The sequence below is a fragment of the Nonomuraea sp. NPDC049624 genome (assembly GCF_040675255.1).
GTDB lineage: Bacteria > Actinomycetota > Actinomycetes > Streptosporangiales > Streptosporangiaceae > Nonomuraea.
In genome coordinates, this window is the sequence record NZ_JBFAOR010000017.1 from 81,180 (window position 1) to 105,935 (window position 24,756).

Below are 24,756 nucleotides of genomic sequence, written 5' to 3' on the forward strand. Positions count from 1 at the left end.
GTCCTTTCAAACGGTAGAACGGTCAGCCCTTGGCGATGGAGGCCTCGTACTCGGCCCGCATCGCCTCGCCGCCCCTGCCCAGCCACTTCTTGACGAAGGCCGGCCAGTCCGACATCGACTTACGCCCGGTGACGATGTCGTCGACCATGTCCTTGCCCATGGTGCTCAGCTCGCCGTTCTTCTGGGTGTAGGTGTCGGAGAAGTGGCCGGTGGTGACGCGCTCCTGAAGCATAGGAGCGATCTTGGTCTCGAAGTCGTGGATGAGCTTGGTGCGCTCGGGCTGGCCGGGCAGGAACAGCGCGGACGGCGACCCGATCACGAACGAGAGCGGCTGCTGCGTGGTGGGCACCTCGGCCTTGCCCTTGTCGGTGAAGGCGAGGTCGCCGTCCTTCTTGGTGAAGTGGGTGCCCTCGACGCCGAAGTTGACGCGCTCGTACTCCTCCGTGCCGAACGGGGCGGCCAGGTAGTTGAGCACGCCGAGCAGGGTCTCGATGCGCTTGGCGTCCACCTTCTTGCTGATCGAGGTGAAGCCCACCGAGCCGAGCCCGGCGTTGTAGACCGGCTTGGACGACGGCGTCGCCGCGAACGGCACGATCGCGCCCAGGTTGTACTTCTGGGTCTTGGCGTCGTTGAGGAAGCCGGGGAACGACTCGACGTACGCGCCGATCTGGCCGTTGGCGACCTTGTCCTTGATGGTGGCCAGGGCGGGGTCGGGCCAGAACAGGTTGGCCTTGAAGCACTTGACCGCCAGCTCCAGCGCCGCCTGGTACTCGGGCGTCTCGAACTGGTGGATCAGCTTGCCGCCGGTCAGCTTCCAGGTGTTGGGGGCGCCGTACCAGTGGCTGAACATGTGCACGTGGTTGTAGTAGCTCGGTTCGAGCGGGTACTTGTTCTTCTTCACGTCGAGCAGCTGCTTGGCCTTGGCCAGGAAGTCGTCGGCGCTGGTGAACTCGGTGCCGCCGACCGGCTGCCAGTAGTCGGTGTTGACCAGGAAGACCTGGCCGAAGCGGCTGTAGGCGACCGCGACGCCGTACAGCTTCCCGTCGGTGACGGCGGACTTCCAGGTCACGTCGCCCAGGTTGGCCAGGTTCGGGTACTTCTTGATCGCGTCGCCGCTCAGGTACGACGTCAGGTCGTGGAACTTGGCCGCCAGCAGCTCGGGCACCCGCTGCAGGCCCTGGTTCGGCGGGAACCAGACCAGGTCGGGCAGGTCGTCGCTGGCGATGATGGCGTTGAACTTGTCGGGGTAGCCGTCGCCCACGACGATGTTCATGCTCCACTCGGAGCCCAGGGCCTTGCTCAGCTCCTGCAGGTAGGTGTTCTGGCCGGGGGCGGGCGGGGCGACGTCCCACGTCTGGGTGAGCGAGGTGATCTTCTGGCCGTCGCCCGGCGGGGTGGCGACCGACTTGACCAGCTCGCTCGGGTACTTCAGGTACGCGGGGTCCTGGCCGGCGTCGATCGGCAGGTCGGGCGTGGGGATCTTGGCGGCGGTGTACGTCGGCAGCGTCAGCTTCTTGGACAGATCCGCGCCGCCCTTCTTCACGCCTGCGGGGCCGCTCTCGCCGCCGCAGGCCGCGAGCCCGGCGACGGTGGCGCCGGCGAGCGCGAGTCCGAGGAATCCACGACGGGACATGATGGATGACATGGTTGCTCCCGGGTTCTCAGCCCTTGATGGCGCCGGTGAGGACGCCCTTGGTGAAGTACTTCTGGAGGAAGGGGTAGGCGAGCAGGATCGGCACGAGCGCGATGATGAGCACCGCCATCTGCACCGACGAGGCGGGCAGGTCACGCACGATCGCGACGTCGGAGCCCGTGGCCGAGGTGCCGCGGAAGATGAACTGCCGCAGCACGACCTGGATGGGGTGCTTGGTCTGGTCGTTGATGTAGAGGATCGCGGTGAAGAACGTGTTCCAGTACGAGACCGCGTAGAACAGGCCGACTACGGCGATCACCGCCTTGGACAGCGGGATCGCGATCCGCCACATCATCCGGAACTCGCCGCATCCGTCCATGCGGGCCGCCTCGAACAGCTCCTCGGGCAGGTTCTGGAAGAACGACCTGACCACGACCACGTTGAACGCGTTGACCAGCACCGGCACGATGAGCGACTGGTAGGTGTCGATCATGCCGAGTTCCTTGACCATGAGGTAGCTCGGGATCATGCCGGGCGTGAACAGGAACGTGGCCAGCACCATGAGCAGGATCGGCTTGCCGCCGAGCATGCCGCGCCGCGACAGCGCGTAGCCGAGGAAGACCGTGCAGATCAGGCTGAGCGCGGTGCCGGTGAGCGTGATGCCGATGCTGATCAGCACCGAGCGGGTGACCGCGCCGCCGGAGAGGATCAGCGAGTACGCCTCGAAGGTGGGGTGCGAGGGCCAGAGCACGTAGCTGCCGCCGTTGGCGATGCTCTCGGCGCGGCCCATCAGGCTCGTGCCGACGGCCAGCCCGAACGGGTACAGCACGGCCACGGTGATCGCGGTCAGCACGACGAACTTGAGCGTGCGCCCGGCGATGGTCGGGCGTTCCATCCACGGCGGCCTCATCGGTAGATCCCCTGCTCTCCGAAGCGGTGCGCGAGCTTGTTGGCCGCGTAGATGAGCGCCGCGCCGATGAGGCCCTTCATGAGGCCGGCGGCGGTGCTCATGCCCCAGTCGCCGTCACGGATGCCGTGGTAGTAGACATAGGTGTCGATGACCTCGGCTGCTCCGGCGCCCACGGCCTCCCGTTGCAGGACCATCTGCTCGAAGCCGACGGACAGGATGTCGCCCAGGCGCAGGATGAGCATCATGAGGATGACCGAGCGGATGCCGGGCAGCGTGACGTGCCACAGGCGGCGTTTCCAGTCGGCGCCGTCGATGGCGGCGGCCTCGTACTGGCTCATGTCGATCGCGGTGATCGCGGCCAGGAAGATGATCGTGCCCCAGCCGCAGTCCTTCCAGATGACCTGGGCCGTCACGAGCAGCTTGAACGTGTCCGCGTTCGACATCAGGTTGCCGATGGTGACGCCGTGCGAGTTCAGGAACGAGCTGACCGTGCCGGCGCCCCCGATGACCTGCTGGAACATCGCCACCACGACCACCCACGACAGGAAGTGCGGCAGGTAGACGACGGTCTGGATGAACCGCTTGACGCGGTGGCCGATCAGGGAGTTCAGCAGGAGCGCGAGCGCGATCGGGGCCGGGAAGTACAGGACGAGCTGGAGCGCCGTGATCTGCAGCGTGTTGCCGACCGCGCTCCAGAACTCCGGCTCCTCCAGCAGCATCACGAAGTTGTCCAGGCCCACCCAGGGGCTGCCGGCGATGCCGAGGAACGGCGCGTAGTCCTTGAAGGCGATGACGTTGCCGAGCAGCGGCACGTAGAAGAAGGCCACGAAGTACAGGACGCCGGGCAGGCACAGGGCCAGCAGCGTCCAGTCGCGCTTCAGCCGCTCAAGCAGGGTGACAGCGGCCACGCTCACCTCCAGTCGGGTCGGGATGGCTGGAGGCTAGTACCGATTTATGCAAATAACTAGGTTAAAGCGATCAGATCTGAGCATGCTTGCTGGATCGATGTCGCTCAGCGACATGGCTGTGACAGAACAGTGACCTAATTAGCCAAGTTGGCTACGTAAAGAGCAGGCGATCTGCCTGATCGAGGGCGAACCGGACAGCGCCCAGCGTGATGCACTCGCTGCCCAGCCCCGACGCCACCACCTCCGGCGGGTAGAGGCAGTACTCCTCGAACAGCTCGCGTACCGGCTCGACAAGCAGGTCTCCGGCCGAGGACAGGCTGCCGCCGATGACCACCATGTCCGGATCGAGCGGGTTGACCACCGTGACGAGCCCGGCGGCCAGGCCGCGCGCGAACTCCCTGACCGCCTGCCCCGCCCGCTCGTCGCCGGCGCGGGCCCTGGCGATCGCGAACTCGGCGCACTGCCGGCTGGAGCGCAGCTCCCCCGGCTCGACGGCCATCGCGTAGTCGAGGACGTGCCGGAAGGCGGTCCAGTTGTTGTTCGGCTGGGCCCCGATCTCGCCGCCGGCCGCGTGCGCGCCCCGGTACGGCCGGCCGCCGATGAGCAGGCCCATGCCGATGCGGTCGCCGGTGAACAGGTAGACGACGTCGTCACGGCCCTGGGCGGCGCCCCGCCAGTGCTCGGCCAGGACGGCCAGGCGCATGTCGTTCTCGACCAGCACCGGCGCGGGGATCCGGGCCGACAGCTCGCCCTGCAGGTCGAGGCCGGTCCAGTCGGACAGGGCGATGCTCTTGACGACCCGCCCGGAGCCGTCGACCGTGCCGGTGGTGCCCACGCCGACGACGGTGACGTCCGCCAGCGCCAGCCCGGCCTGGGCGGCGGTCTCCGCGGCGAGCCCGACGACCTGGTCGAGCCGCTCGGCGGCGGGCATGTCGCGGTGGTTGGGCGCGCGGCGGGTGACGGTGATCGTGCCGTTCAGGTCGGCCAGCATGGCGCGCAGGCTGGAACCGCCGATGCCGACGCCCAGCACGTGCCCCGCAGAGGCGCGGAACCTGAAGCGTTTGGCCGGGCGCCCCCGCTGGCGGTCGCCGGCCTCCTCCTCGCACTCCTCCGCCCAGCCCTCGGCGACGAGGTCGTCGACGATGACCTCGGCCGTCGGCCTGGACACCCGGGCGGACCTGGCCAGCTCCGACAGCGTGGCCACGTCGGCCTCGCGCAGCACGCGCAGGATGGCCGCCGAGTTGAGCTTGCGCAGAAGCGAGGCGTCGCCGCTCTGCTGTCGCACCGATACCTCCGAGTCGCCGGGCAGGTCATCTTCAAGCTTATTTCGTAATTGTGCCTGGTCCCCCTGCCGCGTGAAGCTGAGCTGTGGGGGCACTTAAGAATCCCTCGATGGACATGTTCCGAGGGGAGCGGGCACAGTGCGTTAGGTTCGGAACAGGGGGAAGTGAAGCGATGAAAGCGCTGGTCAAGCAGAAGGCCGAGCCCGGCCTTTGGCTGGTGGACGTGCCGGAGCCCGAGGTCAGGCCGGGCGAGGTGAAGATCCGGGTGCTGCGTACCGGCATCTGTGGCACCGACCTGCACATCCGCAAATATGACGACTGGGCGCGGCACACGCTGAAGCTCCCGCTCGTCGTCGGGCACGAGTTCTCCGGCCACGTGGTCGAGGTCGCGCCCGGCGTGGAGGACATCGCCGTCGGCGACCTGGTGAGCGGCGAGGGCCACATCGTCTGCGGCAAGTGCCGCAACTGCATGGCCGGACGCCGTCACCTGTGCCGCAACACGGTCGGCCTCGGCGTCAACAGGGACGGCGCGTTCGCCGAGTTCGTCACGCTGCCCGCCTCCAACGTCTGGGTGCACCGGGTTCCCGTTCATCCCGACGTGGCGGCCATCTTCGACCCGTTCGGCAACGCCGTGCACACCGCGCTGTCCTTCCCGCTGGTCGGCGAGGACGTGCTGATCACCGGCGCCGGCCCGATCGGGCTGATGGCGGCGGCCGTGGCCACGCACGTCGGCGCGCGCAACGTGATGATCACCGACGTCAGCGACGAGCGCCTCGACCTGGCCGGCAAGCTCGGCGTCTCGCTCGCGCTCAACGTCTCCAGGGCGACGATCGCCGAAGGCATGCGCCAGCTCCACCTGCGGGAGGGCTTCGACGTCGGGCTTGAGATGTCCGGTAACCCTGGGGCCATGCGTGACATGATCGCGAACATGACGCACGGAGGGAAGATCGCGATGCTCGGTCTTCCCGCCGAGGAGTTCGCCGTCGACTGGGCCACCGTGGTGACCTCGATGCTCACCATCAAGGGCGTTTACGGCCGGGAGATGTTCGAGACCTGGTACAACATGTCAGTCCTGCTGGAAAAGGGCCTCGACCTCTCCCCCGTGATCACCGATCGGTTCCCGTACCACGACTTCGACGCCGCCTTCGACACGGCCGCGAGCGGCCGTACGGGCAAGGTCATCCTCGATTGGAGCGCTTGATGTTCACGAACGTGCGCGAGCAGCTGCGTGCGACGCTCGACGAGATCACCGAGGCCGGGCTGCTCAAGCCCGAGCGGGTGATCACCACCCCGCAGAGCTCCCAGGTCGGCGTGGCCGGGCGCGAGGTGCTGAACTTCTGCGCCAACAACTACCTGGGCCTGGCCGACCACCCCGAGGTGGTCGAGGCGGCCAAGCAGGCGCTCGACCGCTGGGGCTTCGGCATGGCCTCCGTACGGTTCATCTGCGGCACCCAGGAGGTGCACAAGGAGCTCGAATCCCGCCTGTCGGACTTCCTGGGCATGGAGGACACCGTCCTCTACAGCTCGTGCTTCGACGCCAACGGCGGCGTGTTCGAGACCCTGCTCGACGCTCAGGACGCGGTCATCTCCGACGCCCTCAACCACGCGAGCATCATCGACGGCATCCGCCTGTCCAAGGCCCAGCGCTTCCGCTACGCCAACCGCGACATGGCCGAGCTGGAGGCCAGGCTCAAGGAGGCGTCCGACGCCCGGCGGCGGCTGATCGTCACCGACGGCGTCTTCTCCATGGACGGCTACCTCGCCCCGCTGCGCGAGATCTGCGACCTGGCCGACCGGTACGACGCCATGGTCATGGTGGACGACTCCCACGCCGTCGGCTTCGTCGGCCCCACCGGCCGCGGCACGCCCGAGCTGCACGGCGTCACCGACCGGGTCGACATCATCACCGGCACCCTCGGAAAGGCGCTCGGCGGGGCCAGCGGCGGCTACGTCTCGGCCCGCAAGGAGGTCTGCGAGCTGCTGCGCCAGCGGTCGCGGCCGTACCTGTTCTCCAACTCCCTGGCCCCGGTCATCGCCTCGGCCTCGCTGCGCATCCTCGACCTGCTGGAGACCTCCGGCGAGGCGCGCGAGCGGCTGCGCTCGAACACCGCGCGCTTCCGCAGCGAGATGACCAGGGCCGGGTTCGACATCCTGCCGGGCGAGCACCCGATCGTGCCCGTGATGATCGGCGACGCCGCCGAGGCGGGGGCCATGGCCGAACGCCTGCTCGACCTGGGCGTCTACGTGATCGGCTTCTCCTACCCGGTGGTGCCGCACGGCCAGGCCAGGATCCGGGTGCAGCTCTCGGCGGCCCACTCCACCGAGGACGTCGACCGGGCCGTGGCGGCTTTCGTCCAAGCACGCCAGGGTTGAGTATCCTCGCTGCGTGATTGACACGCGGCGGCTGCGCACACTGCGGGCGGTGGCCGACCACGGCACGGTCACCGCCGCCGCGGCGGCGCTCCACCTGACCCCGTCGGCGGTCTCCCAGCAGCTCGTGGCGCTGGAGCACGAGGTGGGCCACCGGCTGTTCACGCGGGACGGCCGGGGCGTGCGCCTCACCGCCGTGGGCAAGATCATGGTGGGGCACGCCAACGAGGTCCTGGCCCAGCTCGAACGCGCCGAGGCCGAGGTGGCCGCGTACACCACGGGCGAGGCCGGCGAGGTGACCGTGGCCTGCTTCGCCACCGCGATCAGCGCCGTGCTCTCCCCCGCCATCGCCGCCCTGCGCGCCACCGCGCCCGGCCTGCAGGTGCGGGTGCTCGACGCCGAGGGCGACCACAGCCTGGCCATGCTGCTCGACGGCGGGGCCGACCTGGCGGTGACGGTCGAGTACCGGGGCGGCCCCGACGCCGCCGACCGCCGGCTGTCGCGCATCCCGCTGTACGCCGAGCCGTTCGACCTGGTCCTGCCCGAGGGGCATCCGGAGGCGGGGTCGGCCACGCTGGTGTCGCTCGCCGCCGACACCTGGATCGGTCCTTATCCGGGCAACCCCGTGCACGACGTCATCACGTTCGCGTGCCAGCAGGTGGGGTTCACGCCCAACGTCGTCCACTGCTCCGACGACTTCCGGGCCGTGGTCGCGCTGGTGGGGGCGGGCGCGGGGGTGGCGCTCGTGCCGCGGCTGGCGCTGCGGGACATGGCGCTGGCCGGGGTCGTGGTGCGCCAGACGCCGGGCCCCGACCGCCGCGTCTTCGCCGCGACCCGCCGCGGGGCCGACGCGCACCCCCTGCTCCAGCCGCTGTTGTCGGCGTTGCGCACGGTCGCCGCCTCCCTCGCCTCCGACTGACCGCACCGCCGATCCCGGGCGTCGCCGGGGAGCGATCTTGCGGGTTAGCGTGGGCGGGTGGGAAGGGACATGCCGTATCGGGACCTGTTCCGGCTGCCCGGGGCCGGGGCGCAGGCCGTGTCCGGCTTCCTCGCCCAGCTCACCCAGCAGGTCGCGCCCGTGGGAATGGTGCTGGTCGTCCAGGACTCGACCGGGTCGCTGGCGCTCGCGGGCACCTGCGCGGCGGCGTTCTCGGTGGGCGCGGGCATGGGCAGGCCCGTCCAGGGGCGGCTCATGGACCGGCGCGGACCTCGGGTGGTGCTCGCGGCGACGGCGTTCCTGCACGTCGTCGCGTTGATCGCGCTCGTCGCGGCGGCGGCGGCCGGGTGGCCGGTGTGGACGTCCGTGGTGCTGGCCTGGGTCGCCGGGGCCGGGTTGCCGCCGATCTCGGTGAGCATGCGCGTCGAGTGGGGGCGGCGGGTGCCCGACGGCGCCCGTACGGCCGTCTACAGCCTGGTCTACCTGGTGCAGGAGCTGGCCATGCTGGCCGGGCCGCTGCTGTTCGGGCTGGTGATCGCGGTGGCCTCGGCGTCCCTGGCGCTGGGGGCGGTGGCGGTGGGGGCCGGGGTGGGCACGCTGGCGTTCTCGCGGGCGTTGCGGGCGGGCGGGGCGGCGTCCGTACGGGAGGGTGGGCGGGTCTTCGCGGACCGCCGGATGCCGGTGCTGCTGGCCGTGGTGCTGCTGCTCGGCGGGACCGTCGGGGCGTTGCAGGTGGGGGGTGCCCGCACTGTCGGCCGCCCGTGGCGTGCCCGCCGCCACCGGGGTGCTGGTGGCGGCGCTCTCGCTGGGCGGCATCGCCGGGGCCGCCGGGTACGCGGCCCGTACGTGGGCGTCCTCGCCGGCGGCGCGGCTGGTGGGGTTGATGCTGGCCCTCGGCGTCGTGCTGACGCCGCTCGCGGTGGTGGGGGCGTTGCCGGTGTTCTGGGTGGTGCTGTTCGCCGGGGGGCTGGTGCTGAATCCGGCGTTGACGACGTCGTCGCTGCTGGTGGACCGGTTCGCGCCGGGGGCACAGGGCGAGGCGTTCGGGTGGTTGTCCACGGCCGTGGGGGTGGGGGGCGCGGCCGGGTCGGGGGTGGCGGGGGTGGCCGGGCAGTGGTTCGGTGCGCCCGCGCCGTTCCTGGTGGGCGCGGCGTCCGCCCTGCTGGGCGCGCTGCTCGCGCTCCCCCTGCTCAGCCGGAGGCACGGGTGACGGCGGGCCTGCTCACGGGGACGCGGGTGACGGCGGTCAGGAGCGGGCTGTGGTGACGGCCTCGGTGAAGCGGGCGTAGCGGTCGAGCTCGGCCGTCACCGGGGCCAGCACGTAATTCCCGGCGACCTCGCCGATGGCGGCGCGCAGGGCGCGGGCCGTACGTCTGGCCCGGCGCCGCCCGCCCGCCCACGCGGCCAGCCTGGACAACAACGCGACCACCACCCCGGCCAGCGCGCCGCCCGCCAGCAGCACGGTCGGCCAGGGCACCGCGCCCACGGTCGGGAGCGGCGGCTGCGGCAGGCGCAGGTAGTCCATACCGAACAACACGCCCAGCCACAGGGCGCCCGCCACCATGACGGCGAAGACCAGCCACTGCAGCACGTTCACCATCCGCCACCACCGCGGCCTGCGGGTCGTGCCCGCCGTGGTGCGGCCCACGGCCCGGTCCACCGCGTCGGCCAGCTCCGGGGAGCGCGAGCGCGCGGCCTGCCGCACCGCCGCCGCCCACGGGCCGGGCAGGCCCGCGGCGGCCGCCTCGCCGACGTCCCTGATCGCCGTCTCGACCTGCGCCCGCTGTACGGCCGACGCCGCCGGCACCGACGTACGCCCCACGATCTCCTTGCCCGGCTTCCCCACCCCGATCCTGAGCCTGCGCAACGGGTCAGGACGGAACCTGCGCAACCAGCGGGTGACCGGCCAGCCAGTGGCGACCACGGCCCGGTGCCGGTGCCCCTTGGCCACGGCCTCCAGGACCAGCGGCACCCCGGCGGCCTGGGAGAGCGCGCCGGTGAGCCGCCGGTCCAGCCCGGCCGCCCGCCGGTCGCCGGGGTCCGGCCGCGAACCGTCCGCGGCCAGGTGACCGGCGGCGGCGGTGACGTCGGCGGCCAGGCGGGCGGCCCACGACTCGCGCTCGGCGACCCGGTCGGCGAGGAGCGAGCGCAGCTCCGGCAGGCCCGTCCCGGTCGTGGCGGAGACCGGCAGCACCGGCACGCCCGCCAGCCCGTCCTCCTCCAGGAGGCGGCGCAGGTCGGCCACGCAGCGGTCCACAGCCTGTGGAGGCAGGCGGTCCACCTGGTTGAGCACCACCAGCATCACGTCGCGGTGCCCGGCCAGCGGGCGCAGGTAGCGTTCGTGCAGCGCGGCGTCGGCGTACTTCTGCGGGTCCACGACCCAGACGAGCAGGTCCACCAGCGCCACCAGGCGGTCCACCTCGAGCCGGTGGGAGAGCCGGACGGAGTCGTGGTCGGGAAGGTCGAGGAGGACGAGCCCCGACATCCCGGGCGCCTCGGCGGCGGAGTGGCGGCGCGGGACGTCGAGCCAGTCCAGCAGCGGGCCGGCTCCCTCGCCGTCCCACAGGGCGGCCTGGGCGGTGGACGTCGTCGGCCTGGTGACGCCCACGGCGGCCAGGTCCTCGCCGGCCAGGGCGTTGTAGAGCGAGGACTTGCCGCTGCCGGTCGCGCCGGCGAGCGCGGCCACGGTGTGGTCGACGGAGAGGCTGCGGCGGGCGCCGGCCCGTTCGGCGACGGACCGCGCGGCGGACACGTCCTGCTCGGGGAGGCGTCCTTCGGCCAGCTCGGCGGCCTCCAGCAGGGCGGTCAGCCGGGAGTCGAGCGAGGGCCCCTCCTTGCGGCGCAGCAGCTTCACGGCCCCTCCGAGCGGTCGCGAGGGGGCAACTCGGCTGTGGGAGCCGGGGGAACGGGCAGCTCCGCCGTCGGGGCGGAGGCGGCGGGGAGTTCGGCGCGGTGGTCGTGAACGGCGCGGGCCGCCGCGCGCAGGGCCTCGGCCGTGCCCCTGGGCGGTTCGACGGTCTCCAGCCGGTCGGTGAAGCGGGCGGCCTCCTCCGCCAGCAGCACCCGCACCCGTTCGCGCAGGTCCTCGCGGGCCCGCGTGGTCAGCGAGCGCACGGCCTGGTCGCCGAAGACGGCCTCCAGCAGTTTCTGCGACAACACGCTCGTGCCGCCCGCGATGCCGACCTCGATCCCGGTGAGCCCGCCGGTCGAGGCGAACACGGCCAGCATGAGCAGCAGCCCCGCCCCGTTGACCCCGAACGAGGCCAGCCGGGCGGTGGTGCGTTTCTCCGCCCCCTCCTCGCGTACGAGGTCGAGGACGAACTCCTGCCAGCCGCGCACCGCCGCCTCGGCCCGTCGGGCGAGGTCGGGAGAGGCCCGGCCGAGCCGCGCGGCCTCCATCGCGCCGAGCCGGTCGAGCAGCCCGCCACCGCCCGGCGCGGCCGACCACCCTTCGAGCGCGCGTTCGGCGGCGCCGTCGGCCGCGCCCCTGATCAGTGACTCGACGCCGCTCTCCAGGGCGTCCTTGAGCTCGACGGCGGGGGCGCGGCCGGTGAAGAAGCCGACGATCCGGTCGCGCAGCCATCCCACCCGGCTCTCCAGGGAACGCATGAGGTCGCCGGTGCCGATGAAGTCCTGCCAGCGGGCCAGCACCTCGCCACGCAGCAGGGACCCGTCGCGCATGCCCTCGTCGAAGTCGGCCATGCCGCCCGCGTACGCGCCGGTCACGATCGTGCGCAGCCCGTCGAAGGCGGCCTGCTGGCGTTCGACGGCCGTGGCCAGCGCGGGGACGCGGGTGTCCAGGCTGTCCAGGGCCCCCGACAACGTCTGGCGGACGACCCGGGACCGCTCGGCGGCGTCGGCGGCCAGCCCCGTGAGCCAGGAGACGATGGGCCGCACCGACTCCTCCGGCAGCCGCGCCTTCTCGTCGGGCAGCGCGGCCTCGGGCACGGTGAACAGCCGGGTGCCCGGCAGGCCGTTCTCCACCAGGAGCCGGTCGAGGTCGCGCGAGACGGGCTCGACGGCCTCGGGCGCGATCCGGTCGAGGACGACGGCCAGGGCCGTGCTGCGTTCGCGGGCCGAGCGCAGGAAGCTCCAGGGCACCTCGTCGGCGTACCGGGCGGCGGTGGTGACGAACAGCCACAGGTCGGCGGCGGCGAGGAGCTGCGCGGCCAGCTCCCGGTTGGAGGTGACCACGGAGTCGATGTCGGGGGCGTCGAGCAGCGCCAGCCCGGCGCCCAGCGCGTCGGAGGCGACCACGCGCAGCGCGCCCGCGCCGCCGCCGGAGTCGCCGGTGGCGCGGGACAGGCCGGGCAGCACGTTCTGGCCGGTGAACCAGTCGCGGTCGGCCGGGTTGACGACGAGCGTGGGCACCAGCGTGGTGGGCCGCAGCACGCCTGGCTCGGCCACGTCGGCTCCCACCAGCGAGTTGACCAGCGTGGACTTGCCCGCCCCGGTGGACCCGCCGACGACGGCCAGCAGCGGCGCGTCGATCGCCCGCAGCCGCGGCAGCAGGTAGTCGTCGAGCTGCCCGGCCAGCTCGCGCAGGGCACGCCGGTCCGCCGCGGCCTCGCCGATCGCCAGCGGGAACAGCTCGCGATCGAGCGGGCGGCGCAACGACTCCAACGCCCCCAGCAGATCCATAGGTGCCAACCCCGCTTCCCGCGGTACGCCGCTCGACACCTCGCGCCCGCAGGTCCACGCTACGGTGAGCGCCCGGGGCGGTCCACCGGCCGGGGCCGCGCGGCGGGGATCAACCGGCGGGCGGCGGCTCCCTGAGCACGTACCCGACGCTGCGCAGCGTGTGGATCAGGCGGGGCTCGACGTCGTCCACCTTGCGCCGCAGGTAGGAGACGTACGACTCGACGACGCCGGCGTCGCCGCCGAAGTCGTAGTTCCACACGTGGTCGAGGATCTGCGCCTTCGACAACACGCGGCCGGCGTTGACCATGAAGTAGTGCAGCAGCTTGAACTCGGTCGGGGACAGCCGTACCTGGCGGCCGGCCCGCCAGACCTCGCGGGCGTCCTCGTCCAGCTCCAGATCGGCCACCTTCAGCCGGCTGACCGGCGCCCCCTCCGTCCTGGTACGGCGCAACACCGCCCGGATCCTGGCCTGCACCTCCTCCAGGCTGAACGGCTTGGTGACGTAGTCGTCGCCCACCCGGAGGCCGGCGATCTTGTCCTCGGTGGCGTCCCGGGCGGTGAGGAACAACACGGGCGCGTCGATGCGCCTGGCCACCTCGAACCCGTCCAGGTCGGGCAGCATGACGTCGAGCACCACCAGGTCGGGCGCGGCGCGTTCGGCGACCTCGACGGCCTGCTGCCCGTCGGCGGCGGTCAGCACCTCGAATCCGGAGAAGCGCAGGCTGGCGGAGAGCAGGTCCCTGATGCTGGGCTCGTCGTCCACCACCATGATCAACGCCTCGCGGACCTCGCGGAGCTCGGGTTTCGTCACGATTCCAGGGTGACCCAGGCAGCTGAGGGTTAGCTGAAGGCTCACTCCAAGGCGAGTGGGAGTTCGACCCGGAAGGTGGAGCCCTCCTCGGGCGAGCTGGTCAGCGTCACGGTCCCGCCGTGGGCCTGCACGAGCGCCTGCACGATGGCCAGGCCGAGCCCGCTGCCGCGGTCCTCGGAGGAGCGGCGGCGGCTGCGCGCGGAGTCGGCGCGGTAGAACCGTTCGAAGACCCGCTCGACCTGCTCGGGCGGCAGACCGGGGCCGCTGTCGACGACCTCGGTGAAGACCGTGTCGTCGGTCGCCCCGGCCCGGACGACGATGGGGGTGCCGGGCTCGGTGTGCACGATGGCGTTGGTCATGAGGTTGCTGGTGACCTGCCGCAGGCGCACCTCGTCGCCGGAGACGATGAGCGCCGCGCCGCCGACCACGTCCAGCTTCACCGTACGGTCGGGGGCGAGGATCCTGGCCTCGTGCACGGCGTCGGCGACCAGGGCCAGCATGTCCACCGGGCGCATCTGGAGCGGGCGCTGCTGGTCCACCCTGGCCAGCAGCAGCAGGTCGTCCACCAGCAGGCTCATGCGCCCGGCGGCCTTCTCCACGCGCTGCATCAGCTCGGCGGGGTCGGCGTCGGGGTTCTGGCGGGCGTACTCGGCGAAGCCGCGGATGGAGGTGAGCGGGGTGCGCAGCTCGTGGGAGGCGTCGCCGACGAACTGGCGCATGCGGTCCTCGGAGCGGCGGGCCGCCGCCTCCGACGCCGAGCGCGCGGCGAAGGCGGTCTCGATCTGCGCGAGCATGCCGTTGAGCGACCTGGCCAGGCGGCCCACCTCGGTGCGGGGGTCGGCGTCCGGCACCCGGCGGCCGAGCTCGCCGCCCGCGATGGCCTCGGCCGTGCGCTCGATCTGGCCGAGCGGACGCATGCTGCGGCGCACGATCGTGACGCCCGCGACCGCCAGGATGAGCAGGATGCCGCCGCCGCCGAGCAGCTCGATCAGCACGAGCCGCCGGGTGATGGCGTCCACCTCCTCCAGGTCCACCGCGACGACCAGCGTGCGCCGCTGGATCTCGCTCTGCAGCACCCGCCACTCGCCGTCGCCGCCGGCGGCGGGCGCGGTGTAGGCGTCCTCGCCGGGCGACTCGCGCAGCACGGGCTTGGGCTTGGCGTCCACGTCGCGGTCGCGCAACATCGGGACGAACGCCTCACCCGGCTCCTTGACCAGCGCGATCGCGTCGGACTCGATGAGGATCGGGCGGTCGGGGGTCTCCCTGTCCCGCCGCCAGTCGCTGACGACCTTCTTGTGCATGCGCACGCTGAGCAGGTTGAGCTGGCTGTCCACCCGGTCCATGAGGTAACCGTGCAGGACCGAGACGCTGACCAGGCCGACGAAGGTCATGCCGCAGCCCAGCAGGGCCAGCATCGCCGCGATCAGCTTGACCCTCAGCGGCAGGGCTCTCATCAGGGGCTCGGCGGCAGGCGCAGCACGTATCCGACGCCCCGCAGGGTGTGGATGAGCCGGGGGCTACGGTTGTCGATCTTCCGGCGCAGGACGGACACGTACGACTCCACGATGCCCACCTCGCCCCTGAAGTCGTAGTCCCAGACGTGGTCGAGGATCTGCGGCTTGGACAACACACGGCCGGCGTTGGTCATGAAGTAGCGCAGCAGCTTGAACTCGGTCGGCGAGAGCGAGACGGCGTTGCCGCCGCGCCAGACCTCGTGGCTCTCCTCGTCCAGCTCGATGTCGGCGAAGGTCAGCCTGGGCGGCGCGGCCTGCGCGTCCCCGCTCGTGCGCCGGAGCACCGCGTGGATCCTGGCCACGACCTCCTCCAGGCTGAACGGCTTGGTGACGTAGTCGTCGCCGCCGATCGTGAGCCCGCGGATCTTGTCCTCGGTCTCGTCGCGGGCGGTCAGGAACACGACGGGCGTGTGCAGGCCGCCGCTCCGCATCCGGCGGACGATCTCGAACCCGTCCAGGTCGGGCAGCATGACGTCGAGCACGACGAGGTCGGGCCGGTGCCGTTGCACGGCGTTGACGGCGTCGAGGCCGCTCTTGGCCGTGGTCACGTCGAAGCCGGCGAACCTCAGGCTCGCGGCGAGGAGTTCGAGGATGTTGGGGTCGTCCTCGACTATCAGCAGGCGTGATTCCATCATCTCCAAGGATGCCCTCATCGGGAGAGTGCTGGAACAATTCCGGCAATATGCCGGGCAATTGCCAGGCTTGACGTCGCCGCGGGCGAGGGCGCGTTGCGCACCAGGACCACGCTCCCGTGGACGTCCACCACGAAGTCGTCCACCAGCCGGCCGTCCCTGGCGACGGCCTGGGCGCGCACGCCGCCGCCGGTCCTGACGAGGTCGGCGGCGGTGAGCTCGGGCACGTACCGCCGGGCGGCCCGGACGAACGCGCTCTTGACGAGCGAGCCGTAGACCTCCTTGATCCCGGTACGCCAGTGGGCGCGAGCCATGCGAAGCGTCCCCGGCCAGCGCACAATTTGACCGAAATTTCGTACATCTCGCCATCTGTAGCCTTCGTAGGCCAGGGCCAGCACCGCGTTCGGCCCCACCAGCACCTCGTCGTCGATGTGCCTGGTCAGATGCACGCCCAGGAACGGGTACCGCGGGTCGGGCACCGGGTAGATCAGCCCGCGCACCAGCTCCCTGGCCGTCCCGGCCAGCGCGTAGTACTCGCCCCGGAACGGCACGATCCGCACGTCCCCCGCCGCCCCGGCCATCCTGGCGACCGCGTCCGTGCCGAGGCCGCCGCAGACCACCAGCCGGTCGAAGGTGAACCGCCGCCCCCCGGCCAGCACCTCGACGCCCCTCGACGTCTCGCGGATCGCCCGGACGGCGTGCGACAGGCGGACCGAGCCGCCCGCCCTGGCCACGTCGAGGGCGAGCGCGCGGGCGACGGCGGGGAAGTCGGCGATGGCGGTGTGCGGCGAGTGGATCGCGGCGACGCCGACCGCGTGCGGCTCGATCTCGCGCAGGCCGAGGCCGTCCAGCTCGGCGACGTCCGGCACGCCGTTGGCCCGCGCCCGCTCGGCCAGCGCGCGCAGCGGCGCCCGCTCGGCCCGCGTGCTCGCCACGACCAGCTTGCCGACCTCCCGGTAGGGCAGCTCGTGCTCGGCGCAGTACGCCTTGAGCAGCGCCACGCCCTCCCGGCACAGCCTGGCCTTGAGCGAGCCCGGCGGGTAGTAGATCCCGGCGTGCACGACGCCGCTGTTGTGCCCGGTCTGGTGGGCGCCGACGCGCGGCTCCTTGTCCAGCACGGTCACCTCGGCGCCGCGGGCGGCGGCCAGCTCCCGCGCCACGGCCAGTCCGACGATCCCGGCGCCGACGACACCGATCTTTTCCGTCACACACCTGATTTTCCTGGTAAAGGCCACCCTGCCGCCATACCTGGGCGAATCGAACATGAGTACGATGGCCTTCATGTACGTCCCGCCAGAGTGGCCCGCCGAGGTCCGCCCGCCCAGCGTCCCCGACTGGGAGACCTCGGCGGTGGCCTGGCTGCTCGACGCGGTGCCGCCCGACTACCGGGCCTACGAAGTGCTGCGGCGGCACCCGGTCGCCCTGGCCAGCATGGCCAGGCATCACGTCCGGTCGGCGGTGGAGGCCGCCCGCGCGGGCTATCGCGGCGCGGCCGTCGATCTCAAGGGCCACCTGCCGCCGCACGCCGTCGAGGCCGTGCTCGACGCCTACCGCGAGGAGGGGCCGCGGCTGGTGCGCCTGTCGCGCTCGATCGAGGTGGTCGAGCGCGCGCTGCGCGGCGACATGTTCACCGCGACCATGCGCCACCCCTGACGGCTCACCGGGTGCGGCGCGCGATGAAGGTGATCACCCCGGTCGCGCCCGCGGCCGCGGCCAGCCAGATCAGCACGTCTTTGGCGGTCAGGCCGCTCGGCTCGCCGGTGTCGGACGGCCGCGCGCTCTCCTGGGCCGCGACGGGCTTCGGCGTGGGGGTGCGCGTGGCCTGGGCGCGCTCGGGCAGCGGCACCCGGTAGACCGGGCTGTTCGGGCCCTCCGAGCCGACCAGCAGGGCCTTGCCGTCGGCGGTGTAGGCGATCGACTCGGCCTGCCGCAGCTCCGGCATCGGAACCCTGGCCAGCGTCTCCCCCGACGGGCGGTAGAGGGTGGCCGAGAAGTACGTGCGGATGACGTAGGAGGAGCCGTCGGGGGCGTAGGCGGCGTCCGTGGCCATGATCGGGGCCGCGGCGACCCGGCGCAGGATGTTGACCTTGTCGGTGCGGAGCTTCTTCGGCGCGGCGTAGACGGACCCGGAGAACTCCTTGGACACGACGTACAGGCGGCCGGTGCGCGGGTTGATCATGATGCCCTCGGCGTTGCGGCCGCCGCCGGCGTAGCGGAAGCGGTAGCGGGTGGCCGGCAGCGTGGCGTCCCGGAGCGTGCGCGGCTCGGCGACCTTGTAGATCGACACGTCGGGCCAGGCGCCGTCGAGGTTGTCGCCGATGTCGGCGAACCAGAGCGTGCCCTGCCCGGTGTCCGGGTCCCTGGTCGCGGCCATGGCCTCCCAGTCCCTGGCCTGCGCGCCGCGCAGGTTGAAGGTGGCCTTCGTCCGCCCGTCGGCGCCGACCGCGTAGAAGACGGGGGCGGCGGAGCTGTCGTTGTGGGTGTAGAAGACGTCGTCGTGCGTGGGCGACACGGCCAGGCCGCTCGACTCGGTGATGGCGCGGTCCTTGAACGTGAACAGCTTCTCCGGCCCGTCGTCGTCGGCCCACGCCGGAGCCGCCGACAGCGCGAACGTCGCCGCCACGGCGGCCAGGACCCGGAACACGACATCCCCCACCTCGCCATCATGCCCCACGGCCGCGCCCGGGAGGCTCAGGCCACCGCCTCGGCCGTGCCCACGCGGGCGCTGTGACGGCGGAACCCGGCCCCCTGGAGCACCACGAGCAGGCCGTTGGCCGCCGCCATGGCCGCCCAGAGCCCGGTGATGCCCCACGTCCGCGCCACCGGCACGGCCGCCGCCAGGAGCACGCCGTAGCCGAGGACGAAGTAGGCCAGGCTCGCGCCGGACCTCTTGAGCGCGGTCAGCCCCATGCCCTGCACCGCCTGCGCGGCGTCGGCCAGCGACGACACCAGCATCAGCGGCAGCAGCGCGAGGGCCCGCTCGCGTACGGCGGCGTCGCCGGTGAACAGCCCGAGCACGCGCTCGCCGAGCAGCAGCAGCACCAGGGCCGCGGCCAGCGTGCCGACGACGGCGAGCAGCGCGGCGGCGCGGTTGGCCCGCCGCGCCCCGGCCGGGTCGCCGGCGCGGGCCACCTCGGGCACCGACGCCTGCGCGACGGAGAGCGAGACCAGCATGATGAGGCCGGTGAGCGTGGTCAGCACCGCGTGCGCCGCGGTGTCGCGGGCGCCGGTCGCGCCCGCGGCGAACGTGACCACGCCGAGCACCCCGAACTTGATCAGCACGGTCGCCGCCAGCGGCACGCTGACCCTGGCCAGCCGGACGATCTCGGCCACCCTGGGCCGCCCCTGGCCGATCGGCCGCCCGAGCGCCCGGCGCAGCAGAAAGCTCGCCACGACCGCGGCCACCACCCCGGCGACCACCCAGGCCACGCCCACGCCGTCGAGGCCGAGCCGCGGCGCCAGCACCGCTGTCAGCGCGCTCAGCAGCACGCCGAAGGTCAGGCTGGGCCACAACACGTCGCGGCTGCGCCCGAGCGCCACCAGGATCGTGCTCGCGCCGCCGGTCGTGGCGAAGACCAGCAGGTAGGCGGCCAGGAACCAGGGCAGCAGACCCAGCTCGCCGACCACCTCGCCGGGCACCCCGCTCACCCGCGCGAGCGCGGGCACGCAGAGCACCGCGAGCGCCCCCAGCGTGCCCGTGACCAGGCTGAGCCAGCGCGCGTCCCGTACGACGGGCACCGCCGCGCCCGGATCGTCCCGGTACGGCGCCACAAACGGCCCGAGCCCCCGCAGCGCGCCCTGCACGGCGGCGGTGGCGGGGGTGAGCACCGCGCTCATCACCGCGAAGGCGGCCAGCGCGACCGTCTCGTGGTTGCCGAGCACGGACGTGACCACCAGCGTGCCCATCAGGCCGGTGACCATCGCCAGGAAGACCGGCAGCGCGGCGCGGAGCAGGACGATCACGAGGACCCCGCGCAGATCATGAACTCACCCTATGGCCTGGAGCGCGCTCCAGGTATTTAGTGTGGACCCCATGGACTATGTCAACCTCGGACGCAGCGGCCTCCAGGTGAGCCCGCTCTGCCTCGGCACGATGAACTTCGGCCCGCTGACCTCGGAGGAAGACTCCTTCGCGATCATGGACAAGGCCCACGAGCTGGGCATCAACTTCTTCGACACCGCGAACGTCTACGGCTGGAAGAGGGGCGAGGGCATCACGGAGAACATCCTGGGCCGCTGGTTCGCCCAGGGCGGCGGCCGGCGCGAGCGCACGGTCATCGCGACCAAGCTCTACGGCGACATGGGCGACTGGCCCAACGAGCGCCGCCTGTCGGCGCTGAACATCCGCCGGGCCTGCGACGCCTCGCTGAAGCGCATGCAGACCGACTACATCGACATCTACCAGGCCCACCACGTCGACCGGAACACGCCTTTCGAGGAGTTCTGGGAGGCCATGGAGGTCCTGCGGCAGCAGGGCAAGGTCATCTACGTCGGCTCGTCCAACTTCGCGGGCTGGCACATCGCCAAGGCCCAGGAGACGGCGGCGCGGCGCGGCACGTTCGGGCTGACCAGCGAGCAGAGCCACTACAACCTGCTCACCCGGGCGGTGGAGCTGGAGGTGCTGCCCGCCTGCGAGGACTACGGCATCGGCGTGATCCCGTGGAGCCCGCTGGCCGGCGGCCTGCTCGGCGGCGTGCTGCGCAAGATCGACAAGGGGCGGTCCGCCTCCGACACCATGGTTCGGGAGCTGGACAAGCACCGGGACAAGATCGAGGCGTACGAGAAGCTCTGCGACGAGCTGGGCGAGGACCCGGCGTACGTGGCGCTGGCCTGGCTGCTGCGGCAGCGCGCGGTGACCGCCCCGATCATCGGCCCGCGCACGCTGGAGCAGCTCGAAGGCAGCATGCGCACGCTGGAGATCGAGCTGGACGAGGCCACCCTGGCCCGCCTCGACGAGATCTTCCCCGGCCACCGCACCGCCCCGGAGGACTACGCCTGGTGACGCCGTGACCGGCCGGGCCCGGCACGACCACGGGCCCGGCCGCTCGGGGCGGCTCAGGTCAGCAGGCGGCTCAGGTCAGCAGGGCGCCGAGAAGGACGATCAGGAACAGCAGGCCGAGCACGAGGGGCAGCAGCCAGGGGCGAGGACGGTCCACGCCCTGGAGCCTAGCCCCGCTTCACCGGTGCGAGCGCCCAATCGCCGAGTGACTCGTACCTCACCTGGGGCCCGGTGTGGCTGCGGAACAGGTGCAGCCGCTCGGCCCGCCACGGCGACCCGGCGAACCCGGCCAGCGACTCCACCAGCTCTCGCAGGTCGGTGTCGGTCCGGGCCCTGGCCAGGGTGAGGTGGGCGTGGAACCGTTTCTCGTCGGTCTGCACGGCCCCCGCGCGGCGGCCGGCCGCGCGGGCCGAGTCGGCCAGCCGGGTCATGGGGTCGCCCGCGACCCCGGCCCAGAGCACCCTGGCCCGCCGCGCCGAGGAGAACGCCCCGGCCCCGGCGAGGGCCACGTCGAGCACCGTGTGCCGGTGGGCGGCCCGCTCCAGGCGCACCCGGAGGTCGGGCAGCGCCCGTTCGGGCACCTCGCCGTAGAAGGCCAGCGTGACGTGCCAGGTCGGGCGGCCGGCCCAGCGCAGCCCCGGCACCTGCCCGACGTACGGCGCCACGGCCCGCTCGACCTCGTCGAGCGCCTCCTCAGGCGGGACCACGGCCGCGAAGAGCCTCATGTCATGCGATTGTCCCCGGACGGGGACGGATCACGCCATCGTCATGCCCCCGGGGTCATGCCATCGCGAGCGCCGGCCTGGCCATCCGGTTGCCGATCAGCTTGGTCACCAGCACCGCGAGCCCGGTGCCCACCAGGACGAGCACGCCCGACAGCAGCACGCCGGTACGCGGCCCGCCCAGCTCCGACAGCCACCCGATCAGCGGCGCCCCGATGGGCGCGCCCCCGGTGAAGACCAGCATGTAGATGCCCATGACCCGGCCCCGCATCTCGGGGGACGTGGCGATCTGCACACTGGCGTTCGCGGCCGTGTTGATGGTGATCAACGCGATGCCGGTCGGGACGAGTAGCAGCAGATAGACCGGGTAGAAGGGGGCCAGCCCGGTCAGCACCTGGAACAGCCCGAACCCGATCGCCCCGGAGAAGAGCACCTTGCGCGAGAGTCTGGCCCGCCGCGCCGCCAGCAGCGCGCCGCCCAGCGCGCCCACCGCGAACATGCTGGAGGCCAGCCCGAACGACGACGCCCCCGCGCCGAACACCTCGCGGGCCATCAGCGCGATCGACATCGAGAACGACTGCGAGAACATCGACACGAAGGCGATCAGCAGTATCGGCATGAGGAGCTCCTCGCGCCGCAGCACGTACCGCAGGCCCTCCCTGAGCTGGCCCTTGGCCCTGGGCACCGGCTCGGACAGGTTGAGCTCGGACTTCCGCATGAAGACCAGGCTGGAGATCACCGCGCCGAAGGTGAGCGCGTTGATCAGGAAGATCGGTCCGGTGCCGCCCAGCACCGAGATCAGGATGCCGGCCAGCGCGGGGCCCACCACGCGGGCGAGGTTGAAGATGGAGCTGTTCAGGGCGATGGCGTTGGGCAGGTCCTGCCGTCCGACCATCTCGACCACGAACGCCTGCCTGGTCGGCACCTCGACGCAGGAGATCAGGCCGAGCAGGAACGCCATCACGAACACGTGCCAGACCTGCGCGGCGCCGGTCATGGTCAGCACGCCGATGGTGAGCGCGAGCACCGCCATCATCGACTGGGCGGCGATGAGGATGGGCCGCTTGGGGTACCGGTCGGCGAGCACGCCGCCGAAGAGCCCGAACAACAACATCGGCAGGAACTGCAGGGCGGTCGCCAGGCCGAGGGCCGCCGCGCTGCCCCCCACGCCGTGCGGGCCCTTGGTCAGGTCGAGCACCAGCCAGTCCTGGGCGGTGCGCTGCAGCCAGGTGCCGACGTTGGAGACGGCGCCACCTGCCGCGAACATGCGATAGTTGCGAACCTTGAGCGACCGGAACATCCCGGTCTTGGGTTGCTCAGGCTCTATATCTTGCTGAGCTTCTCCAGGATCGGCGCCGCCTGCCGCAGGATCGACCGCTCCTCCGGCGAGAGCTCCTTCAGCCGCTGTGTCAGCCACGCCTCCTTGCGGCGGCGTTCCTCCTTCAGCAACGTCTGGGCGGCCTCGGTCACGGTCACGGTCACCTGACGCCGGTCGGTCGGGTGCGGGGTGCGTGCGACCAGGCCGCGTTCCTCTAGCGCGGCGATCACGCGCGTCATCGAGGGCGGTTGCACCTTCTCTAGCTCGGCCAATTCGCCGGGGGTTATCCCGGAATGCCGTTCCACGGCGGCGAGCGTCGCGAACTGGGTGGGCGTCAGCGAGTGCGCCGCCGCCTGACGCCGGAGTCGCCTGGTCAGCCTTGCCATCGACACGCGCAGGGCTGAGGCCAGGCCCGCGTCGCTGCGCAGGTCCATCTTGGGCTGGGTGTTCATTAGCACGTCTCATTACCTTTGCTAACTATATGCGAAGGCAAGATATTTCCCTAGGTCAGGTTCGTCTCACTCCTTGATACCCCGAAGCCGCCCCACATGCGCGGGGCGGCTCCTGGTGTCGAGGTCAGAGACCGATCGCGGCCCGGATCGGGCCGATCGCGAAGTACAGGACGAACAGCGCGGTGACGCCCCACATGAGCGGGTGGACCTCGCGCGCCTTGCCCCGCACGACCTTGACCAGCACGTAGCTGATGAAGCCGGCGCCGATGCCGTTCGAGATGGAGTAGGTGAACGGCATGACGACGATGGTGAGGAAGGCCGGGATGGCGATCTCGTAGTCGTCCCAGTCGACGTCACGGATGGCGGTCATCATGAGGAAGCCGACGACGACCAGCGCGGGCGTGGCGGCCTCGTAGGGCACGACGGCGACCAGCGGCGCGAAGAAGATGGCGACCAGGAACAGCGCACCGGTGACCACGCTGGCCAGACCGGTCCGCGCGCCCTCCCCGACGCCGGCGGCCGACTCGATGTACGTGGTGTTCGAGGAGACCGAGCCGGCGCCGCCCGCCGCCGCGGCGATCGAGTCGACGAGCAGGATCTCCCTGGTCCGCGGCAGCGTGCCGTCGGCCTGGACCAGGCCCGCCTGGCGGCCGACGCCGACGATCGTGCCCATCGTGTCGAAGAAGTCGGTGATCAGCAGGGTGAACACGAACAGCACGGCCAGCAGCACGGAGATCCGGCCGAAGGCGCCGATCGGGTCGAACTCCGTGAACAGCGTCAGCGGGTTGTGGAAACCGAAGATCTTGTCGGCCGAGGGCAGGGCGGGGACGTTGAGCTGCCAGCCGCCGGCGTTCTTGGGCGAGGCCGCCCCCACCTTGGTCAGCGCCTGGACGACGATCGCCAGCACGGTCGAGCCGACGATGCCGATCAGGATCGCGCCCTTGACCTTCCGCGCCACCATGGCGGCCGTGGCCAGCAGGCCCACGATGAACACGAACACCGGCCAGGAGGTGAGCTGGCCGCCGATGCCCAGCTCCAGCGGCGTGCCCGCGGCCTTGCGCACGAAACCGGCGTCCACGAAGCCGATCAGCGCGATGAACAGGCCGATGCCGACGCTGATGGCGGTCTTGAGCTGGGCCGGGATGGCGCGGAACACCGCCGTCCGCAGGCCGGTCAGCACCAGGATCGCGATGATGACGCCTTCGAGGAAGACCAGGCCCATGGCCTCCTCCCAGGTCATCATCGTGGCGATGTTGAAGGTCACGAAGGCGTTCAGCCCGAGCCCGGCGGCCATCGCGAACGGCACCCGGCCGACCAGGCCCATGATGATCGTCAGGACGCCGGCCACGAACGCCGTGCCCGCGGCGACCAGCGGCACCTGCGGGGTCGTGCCGTCACCGATGACCTGGCCCTCGATGTCCTTGCCGTAGGCGAGGATGATCGGGTTCAGCACCACGATGTAGGCCATCGTGAAGAACGTGGCCAGGCCGCCGCGCACCTCACGGGAGATCGTCGAGCCTCGTTCAGAGATTGCGAAGAAACGGTCTATTGCATTACGCATGTCACTCACGCGCCGAAGAGTGACAGTAGTGGTGAGCTGGGAAAAGTGTCCGCAATCGGATCGAG

22 protein-coding genes and 1 pseudogene are annotated in these 24,756 nt (G+C 71.6%); 7 read left to right on the forward strand and 16 right to left on the reverse strand.

Annotation, left to right across the window (positions count from 1 at the left end; all coding sequences use genetic code 11):
* Window positions 1-22: 22 nt before the first annotated feature.
* The 4 genes from AB0J76_RS44710 to AB0J76_RS44725 form a co-directional block, all read right to left on the reverse strand.
* Window positions 23-1,645, reverse strand: coding sequence for a hypothetical protein (locus tag AB0J76_RS44710; RefSeq protein ID WP_352325036.1), 1,623 nt, complete (start codon window positions 1,643-1,645; stop codon window positions 23-25).
* Window positions 1,646-1,661: 16 nt separating this feature from the next.
* A complete protein-coding gene (locus tag AB0J76_RS44715; RefSeq protein ID WP_352325035.1) occupies window positions 1,662-2,528 on the reverse strand; it encodes a carbohydrate ABC transporter permease in 867 nt (288 codons plus the stop codon).
* An 11-nt stretch (window positions 2,529-2,539) separates the two neighbouring features.
* Complete coding sequence (locus AB0J76_RS44720) at window positions 2,540-3,451, reverse strand: ABC transporter permease subunit (RefSeq protein WP_352325034.1); 912 nt, start codon at window positions 3,449-3,451, stop codon at window positions 2,540-2,542.
* A gap of 151 nt (window positions 3,452-3,602) precedes the next feature.
* Window positions 3,603-4,736, reverse strand: coding sequence for an ROK family protein (locus tag AB0J76_RS44725; protein ID WP_352325033.1), 1,134 nt, complete (start codon window positions 4,734-4,736; stop codon window positions 3,603-3,605).
* 170 nt (window positions 4,737-4,906) lie between these two features.
* Here AB0J76_RS44725 and tdh point away from each other — a divergent pair, with 170 nt between their 5' ends.
* The 5 genes and pseudogenes from tdh (at window position 4,907) to AB0J76_RS44750 (ending at window position 9,251) form a co-directional block, all read left to right on the forward strand.
* Window positions 4,907-5,935 (forward strand): L-threonine 3-dehydrogenase, encoded by a 1,029-nt coding sequence (gene tdh, locus AB0J76_RS44730; protein WP_352325032.1) that lies wholly within the window; start codon window positions 4,907-4,909, stop codon window positions 5,933-5,935.
* Entirely contained in the window at window positions 5,935-7,107 is a 1,173-nt protein-coding gene (locus AB0J76_RS44735) for a glycine C-acetyltransferase (protein WP_352325031.1), read from the forward strand. Before tdh ends, AB0J76_RS44735 begins: the two co-directional genes overlap by 1 nt.
* Window positions 7,108-7,120: 13 nt before the next feature.
* Complete coding sequence (locus AB0J76_RS44740) at window positions 7,121-8,023, forward strand: LysR family transcriptional regulator (RefSeq protein ID WP_352325030.1); 903 nt, start codon at window positions 7,121-7,123, stop codon at window positions 8,021-8,023.
* A gap of 165 nt (window positions 8,024-8,188) precedes the next feature.
* A pseudogene (locus AB0J76_RS44745) lies at window positions 8,189-8,698 on the forward strand (MFS transporter); the annotation flags it as partial.
* Window positions 8,699-8,780: 82 nt separating this feature from the next.
* A complete protein-coding gene (locus AB0J76_RS44750; protein WP_352325039.1) occupies window positions 8,781-9,251 on the forward strand; it encodes a hypothetical protein in 471 nt (156 codons plus the stop codon).
* A gap of 36 nt (window positions 9,252-9,287) precedes the next feature.
* Here the strand turns inward: AB0J76_RS44750 and AB0J76_RS44755 are convergent, their stop codons facing one another.
* From AB0J76_RS44755 to lhgO, 6 genes are all read right to left on the reverse strand, one after another.
* Window positions 9,288-10,895, reverse strand: coding sequence for a YfjP family GTPase (locus AB0J76_RS44755; protein WP_352325029.1), 1,608 nt, complete (start codon window positions 10,893-10,895; stop codon window positions 9,288-9,290).
* Window positions 10,892-12,682, reverse strand: a complete 1,791-nt coding sequence (locus AB0J76_RS44760) for an ABC transporter (RefSeq protein ID WP_352325028.1) — start codon at window positions 12,680-12,682, stop codon at window positions 10,892-10,894. The genes AB0J76_RS44755 and AB0J76_RS44760 overlap by 4 nt, the downstream gene beginning before the upstream one ends.
* A 109-nt stretch (window positions 12,683-12,791) precedes the next feature.
* Window positions 12,792-13,451 (reverse strand): response regulator transcription factor, encoded by a 660-nt coding sequence (locus AB0J76_RS44765; protein ID WP_352325038.1) that lies wholly within the window; start codon window positions 13,449-13,451, stop codon window positions 12,792-12,794.
* An 83-nt stretch (window positions 13,452-13,534) separates the two neighbouring features.
* Window positions 13,535-14,947: a HAMP domain-containing sensor histidine kinase gene (locus AB0J76_RS44770; RefSeq protein ID WP_352325027.1), complete on the reverse strand. Its 1,413-nt coding sequence runs from the start codon at window positions 14,945-14,947 to the stop codon at window positions 13,535-13,537.
* Window positions 14,947-15,642 (reverse strand): response regulator transcription factor, encoded by a 696-nt coding sequence (locus AB0J76_RS44775; RefSeq protein WP_364393449.1) that lies wholly within the window; start codon window positions 15,640-15,642, stop codon window positions 14,947-14,949. Before AB0J76_RS44775 ends, AB0J76_RS44770 begins: the two co-directional genes overlap by 1 nt.
* Window positions 15,643-15,656: 14 nt before the next feature.
* Window positions 15,657-16,847, reverse strand: coding sequence for an L-2-hydroxyglutarate oxidase (gene lhgO, locus AB0J76_RS44780; protein WP_352325025.1), 1,191 nt, complete (start codon window positions 16,845-16,847; stop codon window positions 15,657-15,659).
* A 73-nt stretch (window positions 16,848-16,920) separates the two neighbouring features.
* On the opposite strand from lhgO, the gene AB0J76_RS44785 reads away from it, so the two are divergent.
* A complete protein-coding gene (locus AB0J76_RS44785) occupies window positions 16,921-17,292 on the forward strand; it encodes a hypothetical protein (RefSeq protein WP_352325024.1) in 372 nt (123 codons plus the stop codon).
* A 4-nt stretch (window positions 17,293-17,296) separates the two neighbouring features.
* Here AB0J76_RS44785 and AB0J76_RS44790 read toward each other — a convergent pair whose 3' ends face one another.
* Complete coding sequence (locus tag AB0J76_RS44790) at window positions 17,297-18,295, reverse strand: hypothetical protein (RefSeq protein ID WP_352325023.1); 999 nt, start codon at window positions 18,293-18,295, stop codon at window positions 17,297-17,299.
* A 35-nt stretch (window positions 18,296-18,330) separates the two neighbouring features.
* Window positions 18,331-19,602, reverse strand: coding sequence for an MATE family efflux transporter (locus AB0J76_RS44795; protein WP_352325022.1), 1,272 nt, complete (start codon window positions 19,600-19,602; stop codon window positions 18,331-18,333).
* A gap of 70 nt (window positions 19,603-19,672) precedes the next feature.
* Between AB0J76_RS44795 and AB0J76_RS44800 the strand changes: the two genes are divergently transcribed.
* Entirely contained in the window at window positions 19,673-20,641 is a 969-nt protein-coding gene (locus AB0J76_RS44800; RefSeq protein ID WP_352325021.1) for an aldo/keto reductase, read from the forward strand.
* Between the two features lie 164 nt (window positions 20,642-20,805).
* Here the strand turns inward: AB0J76_RS44800 and thpR are convergent, their stop codons facing one another.
* From thpR to AB0J76_RS44820, 4 genes are all read right to left on the reverse strand, one after another.
* Window positions 20,806-21,363, reverse strand: a complete 558-nt coding sequence (gene thpR / locus AB0J76_RS44805; RefSeq protein WP_364393456.1) for an RNA 2',3'-cyclic phosphodiesterase — start codon at window positions 21,361-21,363, stop codon at window positions 20,806-20,808.
* A gap of 55 nt (window positions 21,364-21,418) precedes the next feature.
* Window positions 21,419-22,660: an MFS transporter gene (locus AB0J76_RS44810; protein ID WP_352320924.1), complete on the reverse strand. Its 1,242-nt coding sequence runs from the start codon at window positions 22,658-22,660 to the stop codon at window positions 21,419-21,421.
* Window positions 22,661-22,683: 23 nt separating this feature from the next.
* Window positions 22,684-23,130: a MarR family transcriptional regulator gene (locus tag AB0J76_RS44815; RefSeq protein WP_352320922.1), complete on the reverse strand. Its 447-nt coding sequence runs from the start codon at window positions 23,128-23,130 to the stop codon at window positions 22,684-22,686.
* Between the two features lie 124 nt (window positions 23,131-23,254).
* Window positions 23,255-24,628, reverse strand: coding sequence for an NCS2 family permease (locus AB0J76_RS44820; RefSeq protein ID WP_352320920.1), 1,374 nt, complete (start codon window positions 24,626-24,628; stop codon window positions 23,255-23,257).
* Between the last annotated feature and the right edge of the window lie 128 nt (window positions 24,629-24,756).

Excerpts from the sequence above, each read along its gene's own strand:
- thpR (WP_364393456.1), bottom strand. The coding sequence starts at position 21,363 with ATGAGGCTCTTCGCGGCCGTGGTCCCGCCTGAGGAGGCGCTCGACGAG.
- AB0J76_RS44770 (WP_352325027.1), bottom strand. The coding sequence starts at position 14,947 with ATGAGAGCCCTGCCGCTGAGGGTCAAGCTGATCGCGGCGATGCTGGCC.
- AB0J76_RS44735 (WP_352325031.1), top strand. The coding sequence starts at position 5,935 with ATGTTCACGAACGTGCGCGAGCAGCTGCGTGCGACGCTCGACGAGATC.
- AB0J76_RS44815 (WP_352320922.1), bottom strand. The coding sequence starts at position 23,130 with ATGAACACCCAGCCCAAGATGGACCTGCGCAGCGACGCGGGCCTGGCC.
- AB0J76_RS44710 (WP_352325036.1), bottom strand. The coding sequence starts at position 1,645 with ATGTCATCCATCATGTCCCGTCGTGGATTCCTCGGACTCGCGCTCGCC.
- tdh (WP_352325032.1), top strand. The coding sequence starts at position 4,907 with ATGAAAGCGCTGGTCAAGCAGAAGGCCGAGCCCGGCCTTTGGCTGGTG.
- AB0J76_RS44765 (WP_352325038.1), bottom strand. The coding sequence starts at position 13,451 with ATGGTGGTGGACGACGAGCCCAGCATCAGGGACCTGCTCTCCGCCAGC.
- AB0J76_RS44715 (WP_352325035.1), bottom strand. The coding sequence starts at position 2,528 with ATGGAACGCCCGACCATCGCCGGGCGCACGCTCAAGTTCGTCGTGCTG.
- AB0J76_RS44800 (WP_352325021.1), top strand. The coding sequence starts at position 19,673 with ATGGACTATGTCAACCTCGGACGCAGCGGCCTCCAGGTGAGCCCGCTC.
- AB0J76_RS44775 (WP_364393449.1), bottom strand. The coding sequence starts at position 15,642 with ATGATGGAATCACGCCTGCTGATAGTCGAGGACGACCCCAACATCCTC.
- AB0J76_RS44760 (WP_352325028.1), bottom strand. The coding sequence starts at position 12,682 with ATGGATCTGCTGGGGGCGTTGGAGTCGTTGCGCCGCCCGCTCGATCGC.
- AB0J76_RS44810 (WP_352320924.1), bottom strand. The coding sequence starts at position 22,660 with ATGTTCCGGTCGCTCAAGGTTCGCAACTATCGCATGTTCGCGGCAGGT.
- AB0J76_RS44785 (WP_352325024.1), top strand. The coding sequence starts at position 16,921 with ATGTACGTCCCGCCAGAGTGGCCCGCCGAGGTCCGCCCGCCCAGCGTC.